The 17,179-nt window shown below is 70.8% G+C and carries 18 protein-coding genes; 12 read left to right on the top strand and 6 right to left on the bottom strand.

Translation table 11 applies throughout. The features are described from left to right. Nucleotides 1–193 precede the first annotated feature (193 nt). On the top strand, nucleotides 194–400 hold the full coding sequence (locus RM788_RS09130) for a CsbD family protein (protein WP_315931128.1): 207 nt from the start codon (nucleotides 194–196) through the stop codon (nucleotides 398–400). Between the two features lie 855 nt (nucleotides 401–1,255). Here the strand turns inward: RM788_RS09130 and RM788_RS09125 are convergent. From RM788_RS09125 to RM788_RS09110, 4 genes are all read right to left on the bottom strand, one after another. Beyond that, a complete protein-coding gene (locus RM788_RS09125; RefSeq protein WP_315924218.1) occupies nucleotides 1,256–2,230 on the bottom strand; it encodes a DDE-type integrase/transposase/recombinase in 975 nt (324 codons plus the stop codon). Between the two features lie 26 nt (nucleotides 2,231–2,256). Beyond that, entirely contained in the window at nucleotides 2,257–2,700 is a 444-nt protein-coding gene (locus RM788_RS09120) for a hypothetical protein (RefSeq protein WP_315924220.1), read from the bottom strand. A 199-nt stretch (nucleotides 2,701–2,899) separates the two neighbouring features. Next, on the bottom strand, nucleotides 2,900–3,289 hold the full coding sequence (locus RM788_RS09115) for a nuclear transport factor 2 family protein (protein ID WP_315931127.1): 390 nt from the start codon (nucleotides 3,287–3,289) through the stop codon (nucleotides 2,900–2,902). Nucleotides 3,290–3,430: 141 nt separating this feature from the next. Continuing rightward, complete coding sequence (locus RM788_RS09110) at nucleotides 3,431–3,940, bottom strand: CGNR zinc finger domain-containing protein (RefSeq protein WP_315931126.1); 510 nt, start codon at nucleotides 3,938–3,940, stop codon at nucleotides 3,431–3,433. Nucleotides 3,941–4,039: 99 nt separating this feature from the next. Here RM788_RS09110 and RM788_RS09105 point away from each other — a divergent pair, with 99 nt between their 5' ends. After that, nucleotides 4,040–4,894, top strand: a complete 855-nt coding sequence (locus RM788_RS09105) for an alpha/beta fold hydrolase (RefSeq protein ID WP_315931125.1) — start codon at nucleotides 4,040–4,042, stop codon at nucleotides 4,892–4,894. Here RM788_RS09105 and RM788_RS09100 read toward each other — a convergent pair. After that, nucleotides 4,891–5,532, bottom strand: a complete 642-nt coding sequence (locus tag RM788_RS09100) for a TetR/AcrR family transcriptional regulator (protein WP_315931124.1) — start codon at nucleotides 5,530–5,532, stop codon at nucleotides 4,891–4,893. The two genes, RM788_RS09105 and RM788_RS09100, sit on opposite strands and share 4 nt — an antisense overlap. 93 nt (nucleotides 5,533–5,625) lie before the next feature. Here RM788_RS09100 and RM788_RS09095 point away from each other — a divergent pair, with 93 nt between their 5' ends. From RM788_RS09095 to RM788_RS09070, 6 genes are all read left to right on the top strand, one after another. Beyond that, the gene (locus tag RM788_RS09095; RefSeq protein WP_315931123.1) at nucleotides 5,626–6,372 is read left to right on the top strand and encodes an enoyl-CoA hydratase/isomerase family protein; all 747 of its coding nucleotides are present in this window, start codon (nucleotides 5,626–5,628) and stop codon (nucleotides 6,370–6,372) included. Next, entirely contained in the window at nucleotides 6,365–7,771 is a 1,407-nt protein-coding gene (locus RM788_RS09090; RefSeq protein WP_315931122.1) for an AMP-binding protein, read from the top strand. Before RM788_RS09095 ends, RM788_RS09090 begins: the two co-directional genes overlap by 8 nt. Next, nucleotides 7,768–8,172 carry an acyl-CoA thioesterase gene (locus RM788_RS09085; RefSeq protein WP_315931121.1) on the top strand — a complete coding sequence of 135 codons (405 nt, stop codon included), beginning with the start codon at nucleotides 7,768–7,770 and terminating at the stop codon, nucleotides 8,170–8,172. Before RM788_RS09090 ends, RM788_RS09085 begins: the two co-directional genes overlap by 4 nt. Next, entirely contained in the window at nucleotides 8,169–9,746 is a 1,578-nt protein-coding gene (locus RM788_RS09080) for an amidohydrolase (protein WP_315931120.1), read from the top strand. The genes RM788_RS09085 and RM788_RS09080 overlap by 4 nt, the downstream gene beginning before the upstream one ends. Continuing rightward, nucleotides 9,743–10,390: a GNAT family N-acetyltransferase gene (locus tag RM788_RS09075; protein WP_315931119.1), complete on the top strand. Its 648-nt coding sequence runs from the start codon at nucleotides 9,743–9,745 to the stop codon at nucleotides 10,388–10,390. The genes RM788_RS09080 and RM788_RS09075 overlap by 4 nt, the downstream gene beginning before the upstream one ends. A 223-nt stretch (nucleotides 10,391–10,613) precedes the next feature. Next, entirely contained in the window at nucleotides 10,614–11,402 is a 789-nt protein-coding gene (locus RM788_RS09070; RefSeq protein ID WP_315931118.1) for a DsbA family protein, read from the top strand. 6 nt (nucleotides 11,403–11,408) lie between these two features. Here the strand turns inward: RM788_RS09070 and RM788_RS09065 are convergent, their stop codons facing one another. Next, the gene (locus RM788_RS09065) at nucleotides 11,409–11,894 is read right to left on the bottom strand and encodes a hypothetical protein (protein ID WP_315931117.1); all 486 of its coding nucleotides are present in this window, start codon (nucleotides 11,892–11,894) and stop codon (nucleotides 11,409–11,411) included. Between the two features lie 91 nt (nucleotides 11,895–11,985). Here RM788_RS09065 and RM788_RS09060 point away from each other — a divergent pair, with 91 nt between their 5' ends. The 4 genes from RM788_RS09060 to RM788_RS09045 all read left to right on the top strand — a co-directional run bounded on the left by RM788_RS09060 (nucleotide 11,986) and on the right by RM788_RS09045 (nucleotide 17,116). Continuing rightward, on the top strand, nucleotides 11,986–12,669 hold the full coding sequence (locus RM788_RS09060) for a response regulator transcription factor (protein ID WP_315931116.1): 684 nt from the start codon (nucleotides 11,986–11,988) through the stop codon (nucleotides 12,667–12,669). A gap of 6 nt (nucleotides 12,670–12,675) precedes the next feature. After that, on the top strand, nucleotides 12,676–13,935 hold the full coding sequence (locus tag RM788_RS09055) for a sensor histidine kinase (RefSeq protein ID WP_315931115.1): 1,260 nt from the start codon (nucleotides 12,676–12,678) through the stop codon (nucleotides 13,933–13,935). A gap of 89 nt (nucleotides 13,936–14,024) precedes the next feature. After that, complete coding sequence (locus tag RM788_RS09050; RefSeq protein WP_315931114.1) at nucleotides 14,025–14,522, top strand: PepSY domain-containing protein; 498 nt, start codon at nucleotides 14,025–14,027, stop codon at nucleotides 14,520–14,522. Nucleotides 14,523–14,995: 473 nt separating this feature from the next. Continuing rightward, a complete protein-coding gene (locus tag RM788_RS09045) occupies nucleotides 14,996–17,116 on the top strand; it encodes a putative bifunctional diguanylate cyclase/phosphodiesterase (RefSeq protein WP_315931113.1) in 2,121 nt (706 codons plus the stop codon). Nucleotides 17,117–17,179: the final 63 nt, after the last annotated feature.

Raw genomic sequence — 17,179 nt, 5'->3', positions numbered from 1 at the left:
GCGAGTCCCCCTTTCAACGGCTTCCGGTAGGACACGGCCGGGAGCGGAAACGTCACGGCCTCGTCCAGGATCGGTGTTGGTGATCGTCGTCACCCGATGGAGACCCGATCGTGGCGTGACGAACCGGGCGGCAGCCGTGTCCTTGTTACTAGAAGGCACTCGACCGGGTGCTGCCAGGCGGAGGAGAAGCGCGATGTCGTTGGGCGACAAGATCAGCAACAAGGCCGAGGAGTTCGGCGGCAAGGCCAAGGAGACCGCGGGCGACGCCACGGGCAACGAGGAGCTGAAGGCCGAGGGTCGGACCGACCAGGCGTCGGCGGGTCTGAAGAACGTCGTGGAGGACGTGAAGGACGCCGTGGGCGAGGGCATCGGCAAGATCAAGAACGTGTTCTCGAAGTAGGACTCGGATCGGCAGGTCCGTCGGGGGTCTGCCGATCGGATCGCGACAAGCGGGTGGCGAGCGCCTGCCTGTCGGGGTTCGTGAACCGTGGCGCCGAGCCCGACCGCCTTCGGCGGTCGCTCGCGGGGTTGGTGTCATCGGGTGGAGTGCTGTGGGCGGGGTGGCCGCAGTTGGGCGCTGGTAGGTCGGTGGTTCCGCGGGGTGAGGGTGTGGTCGCGTGCGGCGTGCGGCGTGCGGCGTGCGGCGTGCGGCGTGCGGCGGGTGTGCGGGTGTGCGGGGGTGCGGGGGTGTGCGTGCGCGGGGGTGTGAAGGAGTAATGGGGAGGGGGGAGGGCAGCGTGCTGAAGGTATGGCTGGGCGGCGGGTATGCGCGGTGGGGTTCCGTTGGGAGGGGCGCCCACGACGTGTAGGGGCGGGCTGGGGTGCACGCTGGCCGGGAGCCGGGAGCCGGGAGCCGGGAGCCGGGAGCCGGGAGCCGGGAGCCGGGAGCCGGGAGCCGGGAGCCGGGAGCCGGGAGCCAGGAAGAGGGCTGGGGAACGGGAGTCGGGGAACGAAGAATAAGGGGGGTGGGGGGCGGGAAGGAGGCTGGGGCGGGGTAGCGCAGGACGGGGTGGGGATCGGCGGGTGGTACCCGGCGTTCTGTTCGGTGTCTGGCGCTAGCGATGATCGCGGTGGTGTTGGCTCGCCGTGGCCGGATGGCCGGATGGCCGGGTGGTGGAGGGCCAGGTGGCCCGGCCGTTGAATGGCAGGAATTGGTCGTGGGATGCCGGTCAGCAAGTGCTGTGTGCTGAGTGATGGGTGTCGATCGGCGGGTGGCAGTTGCGGTAGTTGTCAAGTTCGATGAGACAGGTGGTGTCTAGGAAGCCGGTTGTGGTTGCTCGACGGGCTGGTTGATCCAGGCCACCCCGGGCAGTTCGGGCGGACGAGGACGGCGTGTGAACCGCTCCGGATGTCGGGCGTAGGCCTTGTCGAGCACGGTTTGGCGGTGGTCACGGACCTGCCCCGCGGTCCCGAAGTGCACCGACGCGGGAGTGTGCATTCCGATGCCGGAATGACGGTGCTCATGGTTGTAGGCCAGGAAGAAACCCTCGCAGAACACGCGGGCGTCGGCCAGGGATCCGAACCGGTCGGGAAAGTCGGGCATGTACTTCAAGGTCTTGAACTGCGCTTCGGAATACGGGTTGTCGTTCGAGGTTCGAGGACGGGAATGCGACCGCAGGACACCCAGGCCCACGAGGAGTTCCGAGACCGGTTTGGACACCATCGCACCACCGCGATCGGCGTGGATCGTATGCGGCCGCGCACCGTTGCGGGCGACGGCGTCGGCCAGGAAGTCCTTGGCCAGTACCGCGTCCTCCGCGGCCGCGACCAACCACCCGGTGACATAGCGGGAAAAGATGTCCAACACGACATAACACTTGTACCACATCCCTTTCACCGGTCCTTTCAGCGCGGTGATGTCCCAGGACCACACCTCACCAGGACTGCGGGCCAGCAGTTCGGGCCGGACCCTGGCCGGGTGGGTGGCCAGCCGACGGCGTTCGCGGACCTGGCCTGAGGCACGGGCGATCCGGTACATCGTGGACACCGAACACCAGTACCGGCCCTGGTCCAGTTCCCGTGCCCACACCTGCGGGATCGCCAGATCCCGGTAAGCCGGCCCGGTCAGCATCTCGAGCACCAGGGCGCGTTCGCCGGCGTCCAGGGCCTGCGGCGGTGGTCTCCGTGCCGGCCACGGCCCGTGCACCGGACCGCCCGGGTTGAGGTGTCGATAGTGCGTCGCCCGCGACAATCCTGTCAGGGCACAGGATTTCTTCACCGAGACGTCCACCGCCCGCAGGTCGGCGAACGTGGTCGTCAGGACTTCTTGGGCGGTGTGTCGTCCTGTTCGCTCTCGGAGAGTTCCCGCAAGAGCGCGTGTGCTTTTCCCATGATGTCGAGCGCCATCCGGGTCTTGGTCAGATCGGAGGTCAGCTTCTGGTTCTGGCGCCGCAGTTTCTCCAGCTCGATCTGTTCGGCGGATTTCCGGGATGGTGTCATCGAGAGGCCGGGGTTTGCGGGGTCACCGGTCAGGCGTCCTGCGTCGCGTGCTCTGGTCCATTCGATGATGTGGGAGGAGTAGAGGCCTTCGCGCCGCAGGATTGCGCCTTTCTCTCCGTTGGGGGCGTTCTCGTATTCGGTGACCATGTCCAGCTTGTACTGCGGGGTGAACACCCGCCGGGACGGACGTGGTGCCGGATCGGCCTGGCGGCCGCGGTGGGAGGGCTGAGGTTGCTTGGCGGATGGCGAGGTCACGGTCATGAGGATCTCCGATCCTGCCCTCGGTCATGAACCCACCCTCACACAGGGTGTCTCACACCAGTCTGACCAAGAGGGTTGCCGGGTGTAGGTGGGGCGCCGGGATGTGGGCCGTGCTGGGTCTGTCGGCTGTCAGGCGAATCTGTGGCCTTGGCCCTGGTCGTGGCTGGGTGTGGGTGTCCGGCGGTTGGTGAGGGGGAGGTCAGTTGAAGGTGTTGGGGTCGAAGTAGTCGCGCATCAGCACGATCTCGCCGTTGTGGAGGCGGTAGATCTGGAGCAGTGACATCGTGGCGGCGTTTTCGAAGGCGGCGTCCAGTTCCGCGATGAACACGTCCGGGTCGGAGGTGGTGTGGAGGACGAGGTGGGAATTGGGCATGTCGGCTTTGCGGGGGTCGGACTGTGCGAGTCGGTGCATTTCGGTGAAGCCTGCGCGGAGGGCGTCGCGGCCTTCCAGTCTGCGTGGGACGGTGCCGTTCTCGGGTGCGAGAGGGGCTTCGTAGACGCCGTCCTGTGCGTAGAGGTTGGCGCGCATTTCGGCGTTGCCGGTCATACCTGTCCAGATGTGGCGTTCGAAGATCTCCTGCGGTGTCATCGCGCGTCCACCTGGTTGTGTGGATTCCTTGATCCATTGTCACGTGTTCCAAGTGCGAGCGGCAATCACGTTGTCGGCTGTGGTGTGGGCGCGTTTCGGTAGTTGTTCGGTCGGTTCGCGGGTGAAGTCGGGACCGGGGTTCTAGGTGGAGGACTGGGGAGGGGTGTCCGCGGTTTTGGTGCGGTTGTGGTGGCGGCGGGCCTTGAGGCGGTTGCCGCAGGTGGCCATTGAGCACCAGCGGGCCTGGTTGGCGCGGCTTCGGTCGAGGAGGAAGAGGCGGCATTCGTCGTTGCCGCAGGGGCGTAGGCGGCCGGGGTGGGTCTGCTGGGTGTGTGCCCATTCCAGGATCACGCGGGCGGGGAGGTCGGCGTTGACGAGGGTCCAGGTGACACCGGTCAGGGTCAGGGCGGGGGTCTGGTGCACGTCGTCGAGCATGGTGGCGAGGGGTGACGTGTCGGAGGAGCCGCGTACGACGTCTTGAAGGTGGTCGCGGACCTGGCGGAGTCGGGTGATCTCCGTGCGGGATCCGGTGCCGCCGTGGGCTTTCGCCCAGCGGCGGGCGTCGGTGTCGTCGGCGAGGGTGTCGGTCGGCACGCCGTCGATGATCGGGCTGCTGTTGAGCAGGGCGAGCAGCGTCTCCAGGTCGTCCACATCCTCATCTAACCACACTGACGCTGTTGACAGGTTAGCTAGTTGCGTGCTCCGATGTGTCGAGCGACTAACCGGATCACATGCTTGAAGGGGTTAGAAATGACATCGATCCACTACCGCACCGCGATCGTCGACGGCCACTCGCTCTTCTACCGCGAGGCCGGGGCCGGGAATGCGCCGACCATCGTTCTGCTGCACGGGTTTCCGACGAGTTCGCACATGTTCCGCGACCTGATCCCGCTGCTGGCGGACCGCTACCACGTGATCGCGCCTGATCTGCTCGGGTTCGGGCACTCGGACGCGCCGTCGGTGGAGGAGTTCGAGTACACCTTCGACGCGCTGGCCGATCTCACCGACGGGCTGCTGGATCACCTGGGTGTGGAGCGGACCGCGCTCTACGTGCAGGACTACGGCGCGCCGGTCGGCTGGCGGCTCGCGGTGCGCAGGCCGGACCGGGTGACGGCGATCATCACCCAGAACGGCAACGCCTACGCGGAGGGCCTGGTGCCGGGGTTCTGGGCGCCGGTGCGGGCCTACTGGGCCGACCCGAATCCGGAGACGGCCGCGCCGGTGCGGGACGCGTTGAGCTTGGAGGCGATCCGTTGGCAGTACACGCACGGCGTGCCGGACGTCAGCCTGGTCAGCCCGGACGCCTGGGCGCACGACCACGCGCTGGTGTCGCGGCCGGGCAACGACGAGGTGCAGATGAGGTTGTTCCTGGATTACGGGACGAACGTCGAGCTGTACCCGAAGTTCCACGAGTACTTCCGCGCGAGCCAGGTGCCGCTGTTGGCGGTGTGGGGTGGCAACGACGAGATCTTCGGGCCCGACGGTGCGCGCGCGTTCCTCCGGGACCTGCCTGATGCCGAGGTGCACCTGCTCGACGGTGGTCATTTCCTGCTGGAGAGCCACGTGGACGAGGTCGCGGGTCACATGCGGCGGTTCCTGGGCTAGTCCGGGAGCCAGATCTCGTCGATGAGGGCCCTGGTGCGGCGGACCGAGTCGACGGCGAGTTCCGGCGGTGGTCCGGCCGCGCCGAGCACGCCCAGCGCCATCTCGGCGTAGCGCAAAGCCAGTTGCTCCAACGGGATCGGGCCGTCCGGGGTGTACCAGCGGGCGATGCCGCCGCACATCTCCAGCAGGGCGAGGCGGGCTACGCGAGGGGCGCGGACGTGGAACGCGCCGGTCGCGCATCCGGTGTCGATGGCGTCCTGCCAGAGGTGTTCGTAGCGGTCGCGCAAGGCCACGACGGTGGCGCGGTTGGCGGGTGTCAGGGAGCGCATCTCGTCGTCGACGACCCTGGTCTCGAGCCTGCGGACCGCGTGGGTGAGGACGTGCAACTCGACCAGCGCGGTGATCCGGGCCAGCGGGTCGCCGTCGGCGGTGAGGCGTTCACCCGCGGTCAGCAGGCGTCGCAGGCTCGTGGTCATGATCGAGACGAGCAGGTCCTCCTTGGTGCCCATGTAGTGGTAGAGCGTCGCGGAGGACAGACCTGCGCGTTCGGCCAGGTCGCGGATGCCGGTGCCGTGGAAACCGCGTTCGGCGAACAGTTCGATCGCGGCGTTGCGGACCCTCGTCCCGGTCGGACCCATCACGCACCTCTTGACCACTCCGGTTGCCCCCACCTACGGTCGCCATCATGCCCGATCGATCGATCGATCGGGAACCGACTACGAGGAGCGCGCGTGGTTGTCGAGTACGAGTGCCGCGACGGGGTGGCGCTGATCCACCTCAACCGGCCGGAACGGCTCAACGCCGTGGTGCCCGCGCTCACCGACGGGCTCGTCGAGGCGTTGGCCCGCGCGGGTGAGGACAACGCCGGGGTCGTCGTGCTGGCGGGGCGTGGTCGGGCGTTCTGCGCGGGGCACGACCTGAAGGAGCCCGAGCCCGTCGAGACGGTGCTGGAGACCCGCGCCCGGCTGGAGCGGATCCAGGACGTCACGCGGCTGATCCGCCGGTTCCCCGGCGTGGTCGTGGCCGCGGTGCACGGGTACGCGCTCGGCGCCGGGTGCGAGTTCGCGCTGGCCTGCGACCTGGTCGTGGCCGATGAGGACGCGCGGTTCGGGTTCCCCGAGGTCAGTGTCGGGCTCAGCGTGACCGGCGGGATCTCCCGGCTGCTGCCGCACCTGGTCGGCCTCGCCAAGGCCAAGGAACTGCTGCTGCTCGGCGAACGGGTCCCGGCCGCCGAGGCGCTGGCGATCGGGCTGATCAGCCGGGTCGCGCCCGCCGGTGAGCACGAGAAGGTGGCCCTCGACCTGGCCACGCGGATCAACGCCCGGCCGAAGGTGGCGGTGAGCCTGGCGAAGCGCGTGCTGGACCTGGGGCTCGACGCGACCCTGGAGGAGGCGCTGGCGACCGAGGTCGACCACGCCCTGCTGACCAGCCTGTCCGGCGAAGGGGACGCGCCGCGTGAGGAGTTCGGACGTGACTGACCTCGTCGCCGCGGTGCGCCGGGCCGGGGCGCTGTGGCCGGAGCGGGTGGCGTGGACGTTCGATCCAGGTGTCCGGCTGACCTTCGGCGACGTGGACCGGCTGACCGCCGGGTACGCGCAGGCGCTGCGGTCGCGTGGGATCGGAGAGGGCGACCGGGTCGCGGTGCTGCTGCGCAACCAGCCGGAGTTCCCGCTGTTCTGGCTGGCCTTGGCGCGGCTAGGGGCGGCGATGGTGCCGGTGAACGTGAAGTACCGCTCGGTCGACGCCGAGCACCTGCTCCGCGACTCCTCGGCGGTGGCCGTGGTGACGACCGCCGAGTTCCGGCCGCTGGTGGACGAACTGTCGGCGGTGCCGGTGTTCCTGGTCGAGGACCTCGCGCCCGAGGACGGGTTCGAGCAGCAGGAGATCGACCCCGGCGCGGCGGTCAACATCCAGTACACGTCCGGGACCACCGGAGCCCCCAAGGGCTGCGTGCTGTCGCACACCTACTGGACGACCATGGGCGAGAGCCTGGTCGAGGAGTTCCCGAACCTGTCGGCGGACGACGTGATGCTGACGGCGCAGCCGTTCCACTACCTCGACCCGCAGTGGAACGTGGTCGCGGCGCTGCTCGCCGGGGCCGAACTCGTGGTGCTGGACGGGTTCCACCCGTCGTCCTTCTGGGACCGCGTGCGCGAGCACGACGTCACCTACTTCTACTGCCTCGGCGCGATGCCGACGTTGCTGCTGCGCATGCCAGGGTCGCCGCTGGACCGCGAGCACCGGGTGCGGGCCGTGCAGTGCTCGGCGATTCCGCCGTCGTTGCACGCCGCACTGGAGGGGCGCTGGGGTGTCGGCTGGTACGAGGCGTTCGGGATGACCGAGACGGGCGCGGACATCCGGGTCGGCGCGGACGACCACGACGAACTGGTCGGCACCGGCTGCCTCGGACGGCCCGCCGCGCACCGGGAGGCGCGGATCGTCGATGGTGAGTTGCAGTTGCGCGGACCGGGGATGATGGACGGCTACCTGGGGCTGCCGAGCGTGTTCCGGGACGGCTGGTTCCCCACCGGCGACCTGGCCCGGATCGACGATCGGGGCCGCCTGTACCACCTGGGCCGGATCAAGGACATGATCCGGCGCAGCGGCGAGAACATCGCCGCTTACGAGGTGGAGGAGGTGCTGCTGAGCCACCCCGCGGTCAGTTTGGCCGCGGTGGTCGGGGTGCCGGACGAGATCCGCGGCGAAGAGGTCAAGGCGTTCGTCGTGGGCGCGGTGAGCGCCGAGGACCTGGCCGCCTACTGCGCCGAGCGGCTGGCGTCGTTCAAGGTGCCCAGGTACTGGGAGTTCCGCGACGACCTGCCGCGCACACCGTCCGAACGGGTCGCCAAGCAGCTGCTGGACCGGAGCGCGCCGTGACCTTCTCCTGGGACAGCCCGGTGTTCTTCGACGAGTTGGACCTCAACGGCACGCTGCACAACTCGCGGTTCGCGGTGCACGTCGAACGCGCGCAGTCGGCGCTGTTCGAATCGCTGGGCAAGGGGTGGGCGCGGTTCGGCGACCGCGATCCGGACCTGCACTACGTGGTCCGGGAGCTGCACGTGGAGTTCCTGGCCGCGGTGACCGCGCCGGGCCCGCTGCGCGTCGAGCTGACGTTCGACAGGATCGGCACGACCAGCGCCGTCTACGGGTTCCGCTGCGGCGACGACGTGACCTACGCGAAGGGGCACCGGGTGATCGTGAAGACCGATCCCGCCACGGGCAGGCCGTCGCCCTGGAGCGATTGGTACCGCAAGACCTTCCTGGAGAACCAGTCGTGATCGAAGCCGACCTGCTGCTCACCAACGCCGACGTCGTGACGCTGGACGGGCCCGACGTCCGGTCGGTCGCGATCCTGGGCGACCGGATCGTGGCGCTGGAGGACGTGCCCGCGAAGGAGGTCGTCGACCTCGACGGCGCGACCGTGGTCCCCGGTTTCCACGACGCGCACAACCACATGGCCTGGTTCGGGCTGACGCTGTCCGAAGTGGACCTCCGGGTTGCCGACCTGGACGTGCTGTACCGGGCGGTACAGGAGAAGGCCGCCTCCGTGGCGCCCGGTGAGTGGCTGGTGGGCGCCGGGTACGACCAGAACAAGATCGGCGGACACCCGACCCGCGCCGAGCTGGACCGGGTGGCGCCGGGGCGCAAGGTGTGGCTCAAGCACACCTCCGGGCACATGTGCGTGGTCAACACGCCCGTGCTGGAGGCGCTGGGCATCACGTCCGGGCCGGTGGAGGTGGTCGGCGGGGTGGTCGACACGGCGACCGGGATGTTGCAGGAGCAGGCGCAGCAGCTGGTGAACTCGCTGGTGCTGCCCTACTCCGTCGACACCCTGGTCGACGCCATCGACCGCGCCGGGCGGCAGTACCTGGCCGAGGGCATCACGAGTTGCGTGGAGGCCGGGATCGGCGGCGGGTGGATCGGGAAGTCACCGGTCGAGGTCGCCGCCTACCAGACCGCCCGCGAGCGGGGCCTGCTGCACGTGCGGGTCGAGCTGATGGTCGCCGTGGACGCGCTGCGCGAGCTGGCGGCCCACCCCGACGACGGGCTGCCGGTGGGGTTGGACCTGGGGATCCGCACCGGGTTCGGGGACGACTGGCTGCGGATCGGGCCGGTCAAGGTGTTCTCCGACGGGTCGCTGATCGGGCACACCTCCGCGATGTGCCAGGACTTCGCCGACACGCCCGGCGTGCGCGGCTACCTGCAGGGCGAGGCGGCCGACCTGACGGAGACGATCGTCGCCGCGCACCGGTCCGGCTGGCGGGTGGCCACGCACGCCATCGGCGACGCGGCCATCGACCTCGTGCTGGACGCCTACGAGAAGGCGTCGCGCGACCATCCGCGCTCGTCGCCGCGGCACCGGATCGAGCACTTCGGCGTCGCACGTCCCGACCAGGTGGAACGCGCCGCCCGGCTGGGCGTGGTGCCGGTGCCGCAGGGCCGGTTCGTGAACGAGATCGGCGACGGCATGGTCACCGCGCTCGGGCCGGACCGGGTGAAGTGGGCCTACCGGCACCGGACGCTGCTCGACGCCGGGCTGGTGGTACCCGGCAGCTCCGACCGGCCGGTCGTGCGGGGCGCGCCGCTGCTCGGGATGCACGACATGGTGAACCAGTTGACGGCCTCGGGCGCGCCGTTCAACCCGGACGAGGCGGTCACCGGGCGGGAGGCGCTGCGGGCCTACACCCACGGGTCGGCCTACGCGTCGCACCAGGAGCATTCGAAGGGCACGATCACGCCCGGCAAGCTGGCGGATCTGGTGGTGCTGTCCGCCAACCCGACCACGGTGGACCCCGGTCGGATCAAGGACGTCGAGGTGTTGCGCACGATGATCGGTGGGGAGTTCCGGTGAAGCTGGTACGAGCGGACGACGCGGGTCCTGAAGTGCTCGAACGGGCTCGGGCGATCTACGAGGCCGGGTTCCCGCCGCACCTGCGGTCGTCGTTCGAGAACCTGCTGCGGGACGACCTGGTGGTGCTGGTCGACGGCGACCCGATCGGGGTCGCCGTGCTCCGGCCGCTGGCCGACACCGGGTGGGTGTTCCTGCGCTACTTCGTCGCCGCGTCGCGGGGCCAGGGCGCGGGCACGCTGCTGTGGCGGCACGTGACGCGGGCCATGGGCGAGGCCGGGCACACGCGGATGGTCTACGACGTGGAGGACCCCGCCGAGCGCGGGGTGGAGCCGGACGAGGTGTCGATCCGGAAGCGGCGGATCGGGTTCTACCTCCGGCAGGGCGCGCGGCTGCTGCCCGTGCGCGAGTTCGTGCCGCCGCAGGGCGAGGTCGTGCAGCCGATGCTGCTGATGGCCGTCGACCTCGGAGGCGGCCCGACCGCGCCGATCGTCGGCGCGGAGCTGCGCGCGGTCGTCGAGGCGGTCTACGAGCACCGGTACGGGCTGGTCGCCGGTGACCCGCTCGTGCGGCGGACCGTCGAGGCCAGTGGGCTCGCCCAGGCGTTGAGCGAGCCGGAGACCAGGGGTCCACGAGCGTCCTCTTGACACCCGTTCGGGTGGAACCCCGTCCTCCCACCATCCGTTGGAGACAGTGACGTACCTGGAAGGCGTGCCGCCCGTTCCACGGCGGCGGTGACGCGCGGAGGGTGCTGGTCGGTCCGGGTCTGCCTGTTCGCACGATCCCGGGAGGCGTGGTGCCCGCGGGAACTCCGGGCACCGCCGGGCCGACAGGTGGGGGAAGACCGGACAGGGAGAGCGGGACAAGCGGATGAGCAACAAGAACGCCGTGCGCAAGCGCGGCAGCAGGGCAGTGGCGCAGGCCAGGGGCACCGGGGGGAGCCGGGTCGCGATCATCGCGGGTGTGGTGGTCGTGCTGGTGCTGGCCGTCGTCGTGGTCGGCGCGGTGGTCATCGCGGGCAAGAACCGCGACACCACGGCGGAGAGCGGCGACATCCCCGCCCTCACGTCGGCGGCGGCCGCCGTGCCGGTGGCGCTGGAGGAGCAGAGCGGCACGGTCGTGGTGGGCAAGGGCGGAGCGAAGGCGACGATCGACGTCTACGAGGACTTCCTGTGCCCGATCTGCGGCCAGTTCGAGTCCGCGTACGGCCCGAAGATCGCGGACGCGCTGACCGCCGGGACGCTGAAGGTGCGCTACCACGTGGTGAACCTGCTCGACTCGAAGTCCACCCCTCCGGGGTACTCGCTGCTCTCGGCGAACGCGGCGCTGTCCGTGGCGAAGAACAACCCGGCTAAGTTCGCCGACTTCCACGACAGCCTGTTCAGCGCGCAGCCCCGTGAGGGCGGTCCCGGCTACACGGCCGACCAGATCGTCGCCCTCGGCAAGGATCTCCAGGTCGGAGGCACCTATGAGCAGGACGTCCGCAACGGCGCGTTCGACGCCACGGTGAAGGCCGCCTACCAGAAGGCGGGATCCGACCCGGCGCTCCAGCAGACGCAGGGCGGCCAGTCCTACTTCGGTACGCCGACCGTGGCCTCCGGGGGCAAGGTGCTCGACCTCAACGACCCGAACTGGCTGACCGCGCTGATCGGCGGCTGACCCCGTTCAGCCGTTCCTGATCTCCGGCTGGATCCTGCCGTCCACGCAGCGGAGCCGGACCTCGACCCTCGTGCGGCCAGCCGAGAACCGGACCCTCGGGTGGTCGGCCTCGGACTCCGTGGATGACTGGTAGCCCTGGCCGGGGGTGGTGGAGACGATCTCCACCCCGGTGCCCGAGCAGCGGGCGATCACGGTGCCACCCCGGCTGGAGACCACCTCCGCCGTCGCGGTGGCCGACGTGGTGGGCAGCGTGGTCGTGGTGACGGGCGGTGGAGTGGTGGTGGACGGTGGAACGGTCGTGGTGGTGGGCCCGGTCGCCGACAGCCGGGCGTCCACTTCGGACTGGCTGAGCGGCTGCCTGCCCGCCCCCACGATGCCGCTGCCGATCGCGTCGACGGCGGTCGTGCCGACGAGCGTCGCGGCGACCAGCGCGCCCGACCAGGCGAGCACCGCGGTGACCGCTCGGGTGCGGCCCGACCAGGGACGGGACATGCGGCAAGTATGCCGTCGGACATCGTTAACGCGCCCCTAACGGACTCCTAAGCCCGGCGCGCCCGGTCTTCCGGTGGCCTACCGTTCGACCATGGCCCAGGTGCTCTTGATCGAGGACGACCCGCGGATCCGCACGGCGCTGATCCACGGGCTCGCCGACCGCGGCCACGCGGTGACCTGGGCGCCCACCGCCCTGGCGGGTCTGGAGATGGCGGTCGGGGACCGGCCGGACCTGGTCGTGCTCGACCTCGGCCTCCCCGACCTCGACGGCGTCACGATGCTGCGGATGCTTCGCGGGGTGAGCCGGGTGCCGGTCGTGGTGGCCACCGCGCGCGACGGCGAGTCGGAGATCGTGACCGTGCTCGACGCGGGTGCCGACGACTACCTGGTCAAACCGTTCGGGGCGGCGCAGTTGGACGCGCGGATCCGGGCGGTGCTGCGGCGCGGTGGCGAGCACGCGGAGGACGCGGCGGTCGTCGTCGGCGGGCTGCGGGTCGACCCGAAGTCCCGCCGGGCGAGCCTGGACGGTCTCGCGCTCGACCTCACGCCGCGCGAGTTCGACCTGCTGCACTACCTGGCGTGCCGGGCGGGTGAGGTGGTCGGCAAGCGCGAACTGCTGACCGAGGTGTGGCGGCTGCCCTACGGCGGGCCGGACAAGACGGTCGACGTCCACCTGTCCTGGCTGCGCCGCAAGCTCGGCGAGACCGCGCAGCAGGCCCGGTACCTGCACGCGGTGCGCGGGGTCGGCGTCCGGCTCAGCGCGCCGGGGGAGTGACCGCGCGTGCGTCGGCGGGTGCTGCTGCTGGTCGGGGCGACCACGTCCCTGGTGCTGATCGCGTTCCTGCTGCCGTTGGCGGTGCTCATCCAGAACGTCGCCGAGGACCGGGCCGTGCAGGCGGCCACCGTGCGCGCCCAGTCGCTCAGCGCGCTGGTCGCCACGACCGAGGGGGAGGCGCGGGCGCTGAGCGTGGCGCAGGTCGACCCGGCCGCCACGGTCTTCCTGGCCGACGGCACGTCGCTGGGGGTGCCCGCCGAGCGGACGTCGCTGGTGGAGTTGGCCTTCCGGGGCGCCAGCGAGTCCGGCTACGTCCAGGGCGGGCTCGAGATCGTGTTCGCGGTCGGCGGCCCGACCGGGACCATCGCGGTGATCCGCTCGTTCGTGTCCGACGCGCGGCTGTCGGAGGGGGTCGGCCGGGCGTGGCTGCTGCTGGCCGGGCTGGGGGTGGTGCTGCTCGGGGTCAGCCTGGTGGTCGCCGACCGGCTGGCCCGGTCGCTGGTGCGGGCCACGATCTCGCTCGCCGCGGTGTCGCACCGGCTGGCCCGCGGTGAGCTGGACGCCAGGGCCGACCCGGCCGCTCCCGGCGAGGTCGGTGTGGTCGCGACAGCGCTCAACGGGCTCGCGGGCCGCATCTCCGACCTGCTGCGCGAGGAGCGCGAGACCATCGCCGACCTGTCGCACCGGGTGCGCACCCCGCTGATGGCGCTGCGGCTGGACGCGGAGGCCCTCGACCGACCCGACGACGCCGAGCGGATCGGCGCGGGGGTCGACGCCGTGCAGCGGGCCGTGACGCTGGTGATCGAGCAGGCCCGGCGGCGCGGTGACGACCCGGCGGGTGACAGCGACGCCGCCGAGGTCGTCCGCGAGCGGGTCGCGTTCTGGCTGGTGCTCGCCGAGGACACCGATCGCGAGGTCGGCGTGGACGTGCCCGGCGGACCCCTCCCGGTGGCGGTGCCCAGGGCCGACCTGGAGGCGGGCGTGGACGCGCTGCTGGGCAACGTGTTCGCGCACACCCCCGACGGGACCGGCTTCCGGGTCTCGCTGGAGGGTCTCCCGGACGGCGGCGCGCGGCTGGTGGTGGCCGACGCCGGACCGGGGATGGACGCCGCGGCCGTTCGCCGGGGCAGCAGCGGCTCCGGGTCCAGCGGACTGGGCCTCGACATCGTGCGGCGCACCGCGGAGGCCTCCGGCGGCGGGCTGCGGGTCGGCACGTCCGAACACGGCGGCCTGCTGGTGACCGTGGACCTCGGGCCGCGCGCTTAGGCCGCCGTTAACCCTGCGACAGCGTGGCGCTAGGCCCCCGCGCGACATCGTCGGTACCGGCTCGACCACAGCGACGAAAGGGGCCGGACATGTCCAATCGGAGGAACGCGATCCTGATGGGTGGAGCGCTCGTGCTGCTGGTGACGGCGGGTACGGCGAGTGCTTTCACCGGCGCAGACGACCCGACGACCGCGAGCGGCACGTCGGCGACGTCGTCGTCGACCACGTCCACCACCGTGCCGGGGCAGTCGACCATCAGCGTGCGACCGTCCACGTCCGCGCCATCATCCGCGTCGACCGACGGCCCCGCCCCGGCCGCCGGGGTGACGGCGCAGGAGGCCGAGGGGATCGCGCTCGGCCTGGTCGGCGGCCGGGTCGTGCGGACCGAGGGGGAGTCGGAGCACGGCGGGTGGGAGTGGCACGTGCGGGTGGACGTGTCCGGTGTCCGCCACGACGTGCGGGTGGACGCGGCGTCCGGAGCCGTCCGCGGGAGCGACGTGGGCGATGACGGTGGTCACGGCGGCGACGACAACAGCGGCCGAGGTGGCGACGACGGGAACCGGGGCCGCGGTGGCGACGACCACTAGACCGCCGTGCGGAAGGGCCTGGTCGCGCAGGCCTTTCCGCACAAAGCGGTAGGCGCTTTCCCTCCGCGTGGCGACCGGATGTGTGACAATTCCACCGGAGCGGGCGAGATCGGTCCGGGACTTTCGCCGATTCGCGTTCGGGCGGTAACCGCCTGTGGTTGAATGGCCAGGTCGGTGCGATCATCGGACAAGTGTCCACTGTGGACCTGAATGGTGTTCTTCCTGGTGTGCAAGCGATGCGATCCCGTCTGTGACGTGCGCGGACGGTTGCCCGCGGTAACCGCCGCACCCCTGGGTGTCAAATGTCCACAAAGGACTTCCAGGCTCCGGCTGTCCGCGTCGGGTCACATCACTCTGTTGGCGGTTGCCGTCGGCGTGCGACCATTGGATATTGCGAGCCTTCCCCACATCTGGAGGTCGGTCGCGTCACGGCCCGTGAACGCGAGGGGGCGGCCGTTGAGCCGGTGGACGAGGTGACGACAGCGCACGGCAAGGTCGAACTGCGTGGAGTGAGACGGCTCACCAGTGCATTCGCCTGGATGGGCGGGCTCGCGGTCCTCGGGGCGCTCTTCGGGTCCGGTGTGGGCCCGCTGCACTACCCCGTCTCGGTGCTCGCGTTGCTGGTGGTCGCGACCTGGGTGGTGTGGCCGGACAGCGACAGCTGGTGGGTCGCGCTGGCCGAGGGCGTGATCGCGGTGAGCGCGTTCGTCGTGCTGCCGGGTCCGCAGCCGGTGATCGGGTTCCTGTTCGGCGTCACGGTCCGGCGGTCCATGCGGGGTGGAACGGCCCGGTTCCCGCTGAAGGCCGTGCCCGCGGTGCTCGGGTACCTGGCGGGCTTCGGCGCCGCGTTCGCGTTCGACCTGCACGGCAAGCCGGTCGGCCTCGACTCGATCGTGGGCAGCACCATGCCGCTGGTGGGGCTGGTCATCGGGTCGATGGCGCTCTACCTGACGGTGCGGGCCTCCCAGATCGCCGACGCCGCCCACCGCACTCTCGCCGCCGTCGTGCACGCCAGCCCGGTCGGACTGGTCCTGCTCGACGGGGAGGGCGTGCCGCGGATGCACAACGAACGGGCGTCCACGCTGCTCGACTGGGTCGAGCCAGGTCCGGTCCCGTGCCCGCACGGGTACGACATCACCCGGTGCGTGCAGGGCTGCCGCACCGCGGGCCACGAGCCGGTGGAGGTGCGGGTCGACCACAGCGACGGCACGTCCGCGGTGGTGGCGCTGCACCAGACCCCGGTCGAGCAGGAGCAGACGCTGGTCGCCGCCGTGGACGTGAGCAGCCGGACGTTGCGCGAGGACGTGCTGCGGACCCGCAGCGAGCGCGACGAGCTGACGGGACTGGCTGGCCGGGCGCACTTCCTGCACCTCGTGGAGCGGGCGCTGCCGGACGGCGGCGGCACGGTCGGCCTGCTGGTCATCGACCTCGACCAGTTCAAGGAGATCAACGACACCGAGGGCCACGAGGCGGGCGACCTCTACCTGATGACGGCCGCGGACCGCATCCGGGCTGCCGTCGGACCACGGGCGACCGCGGCGCGGATCGGCGGCGACGAGTTCGCCGTGCTCGCCCCCGCCCACGACGTCAAGGAGTGCCTCGCGCTGGGGCAACGGCTGCTCGACGCGCTCGCCGAACCGTCGTCCCCGTTCGGCTACGAGCTGGTGATCCGCGCCAGCGTGGGGGTCGCGGTGTCCGAGAGCGGCGCGGCGACCGCGGACCTGCTGCGCGACGCGGACACCGCCATGTACGTCGCCAAGCGCGAAGGCGGCGCCCGGTTCCGGCTGTTCCACCCGGAGATGGGGGAGCAGGTGCTCGCCCGGCAGCGCGACAAGACCGATCTGCGCGCCGCCATCGACGACGGCCAGCTGGTGCTGCACTACCAGCCCATCGTGGACCTCGCGACGTCGCGCGTGACCGGCGCCGAAGCCCTGGTGCGCTGGCAGCGCCCCGGCCACGGGCTGCTCGGGCCGATGGACTTCATCGGACTGGCCGAGGAGACCGGCCTCATCGTGCCGCTCGGTGGCCGGGTGCTCGCCGACGCGTGCGAGCAGGCCGTGCGGTGGTACGAGCAGGGGCGCACGGTCGGCGTGACCGTCAACGTGTCCACCCGGCAGCTGTCGACGTCGGGCTTCCTCGACACGCTGGACCACGTGCTCACCGACACGGGCCTGCGGCCGTCGGGGCTGACCATCGAGGTGACCGAGTCGGTGTGGGCGGACGAGGTCGCCATGCAGGCGCTGATGCAGATCCGCGAGACCGGCGTGCGCGTCGCCCTGGACGACTTCGGCACCGGCTACTCGTCGCTGAGCTACCTCCAGCGCTACCCGTTCGACATCGTCAAGATCGACAAGTCGTTCACCGCCGAACTCGGCGAGTCCGGCCGCACGGCGGGCGTCGTGCGCTGCATCATCGACCTGACCGAGGTCCTCGGCGCGAACGCCGTCGCCGAGGGCATCGAAACCCCCGCGCAGGCCGAGTGGCTGCGCCGCGCGGGCTGCGGCTTCGCCCAGGGGTACCTGTTCGGCAAGCCGGACGTCGCGGAGAACTGGGACGAGCAGCCTTCCGTGGTGTGGGCGGCGAAACGGACCTGAGGTGCGCCTGACGGTGGGTTGGAACCGTCGGGCGATTCCGGGTGGGAGTGCGTCGTGGTCGAT

The sequence above is a fragment of the Umezawaea sp. Da 62-37 genome, from assembly GCF_032460545.1.
Classification (GTDB): Bacteria; Actinomycetota; Actinomycetes; order Mycobacteriales; family Pseudonocardiaceae; genus Umezawaea.
This window is presented reverse-complemented; position numbering and strand designations above follow the sequence as displayed.

Excerpts from the sequence above, each read along its gene's own strand:
- RM788_RS09130 (WP_315931128.1), top strand. The coding sequence starts at position 194 with ATGTCGTTGGGCGACAAGATCAGCAACAAGGCCGAGGAGTTCGGCGGC.
- RM788_RS09120 (WP_315924220.1), bottom strand. The coding sequence starts at position 2,700 with ATGACCGTGACCTCGCCATCCGCCAAGCAACCTCAGCCCTCCCACCGC.
- RM788_RS09115 (WP_315931127.1), bottom strand. The coding sequence starts at position 3,289 with ATGACACCGCAGGAGATCTTCGAACGCCACATCTGGACAGGTATGACC.
- RM788_RS09105 (WP_315931125.1), top strand. The coding sequence starts at position 4,040 with ATGACATCGATCCACTACCGCACCGCGATCGTCGACGGCCACTCGCTC.
- RM788_RS09100 (WP_315931124.1), bottom strand. The coding sequence starts at position 5,532 with ATGGGTCCGACCGGGACGAGGGTCCGCAACGCCGCGATCGAACTGTTC.
- RM788_RS09070 (WP_315931118.1), top strand. The coding sequence starts at position 10,614 with ATGAGCAACAAGAACGCCGTGCGCAAGCGCGGCAGCAGGGCAGTGGCG.
- RM788_RS09065 (WP_315931117.1), bottom strand. The coding sequence starts at position 11,894 with ATGTCCCGTCCCTGGTCGGGCCGCACCCGAGCGGTCACCGCGGTGCTC.
- RM788_RS09060 (WP_315931116.1), top strand. The coding sequence starts at position 11,986 with ATGGCCCAGGTGCTCTTGATCGAGGACGACCCGCGGATCCGCACGGCG.
- RM788_RS09050 (WP_315931114.1), top strand. The coding sequence starts at position 14,025 with ATGTCCAATCGGAGGAACGCGATCCTGATGGGTGGAGCGCTCGTGCTG.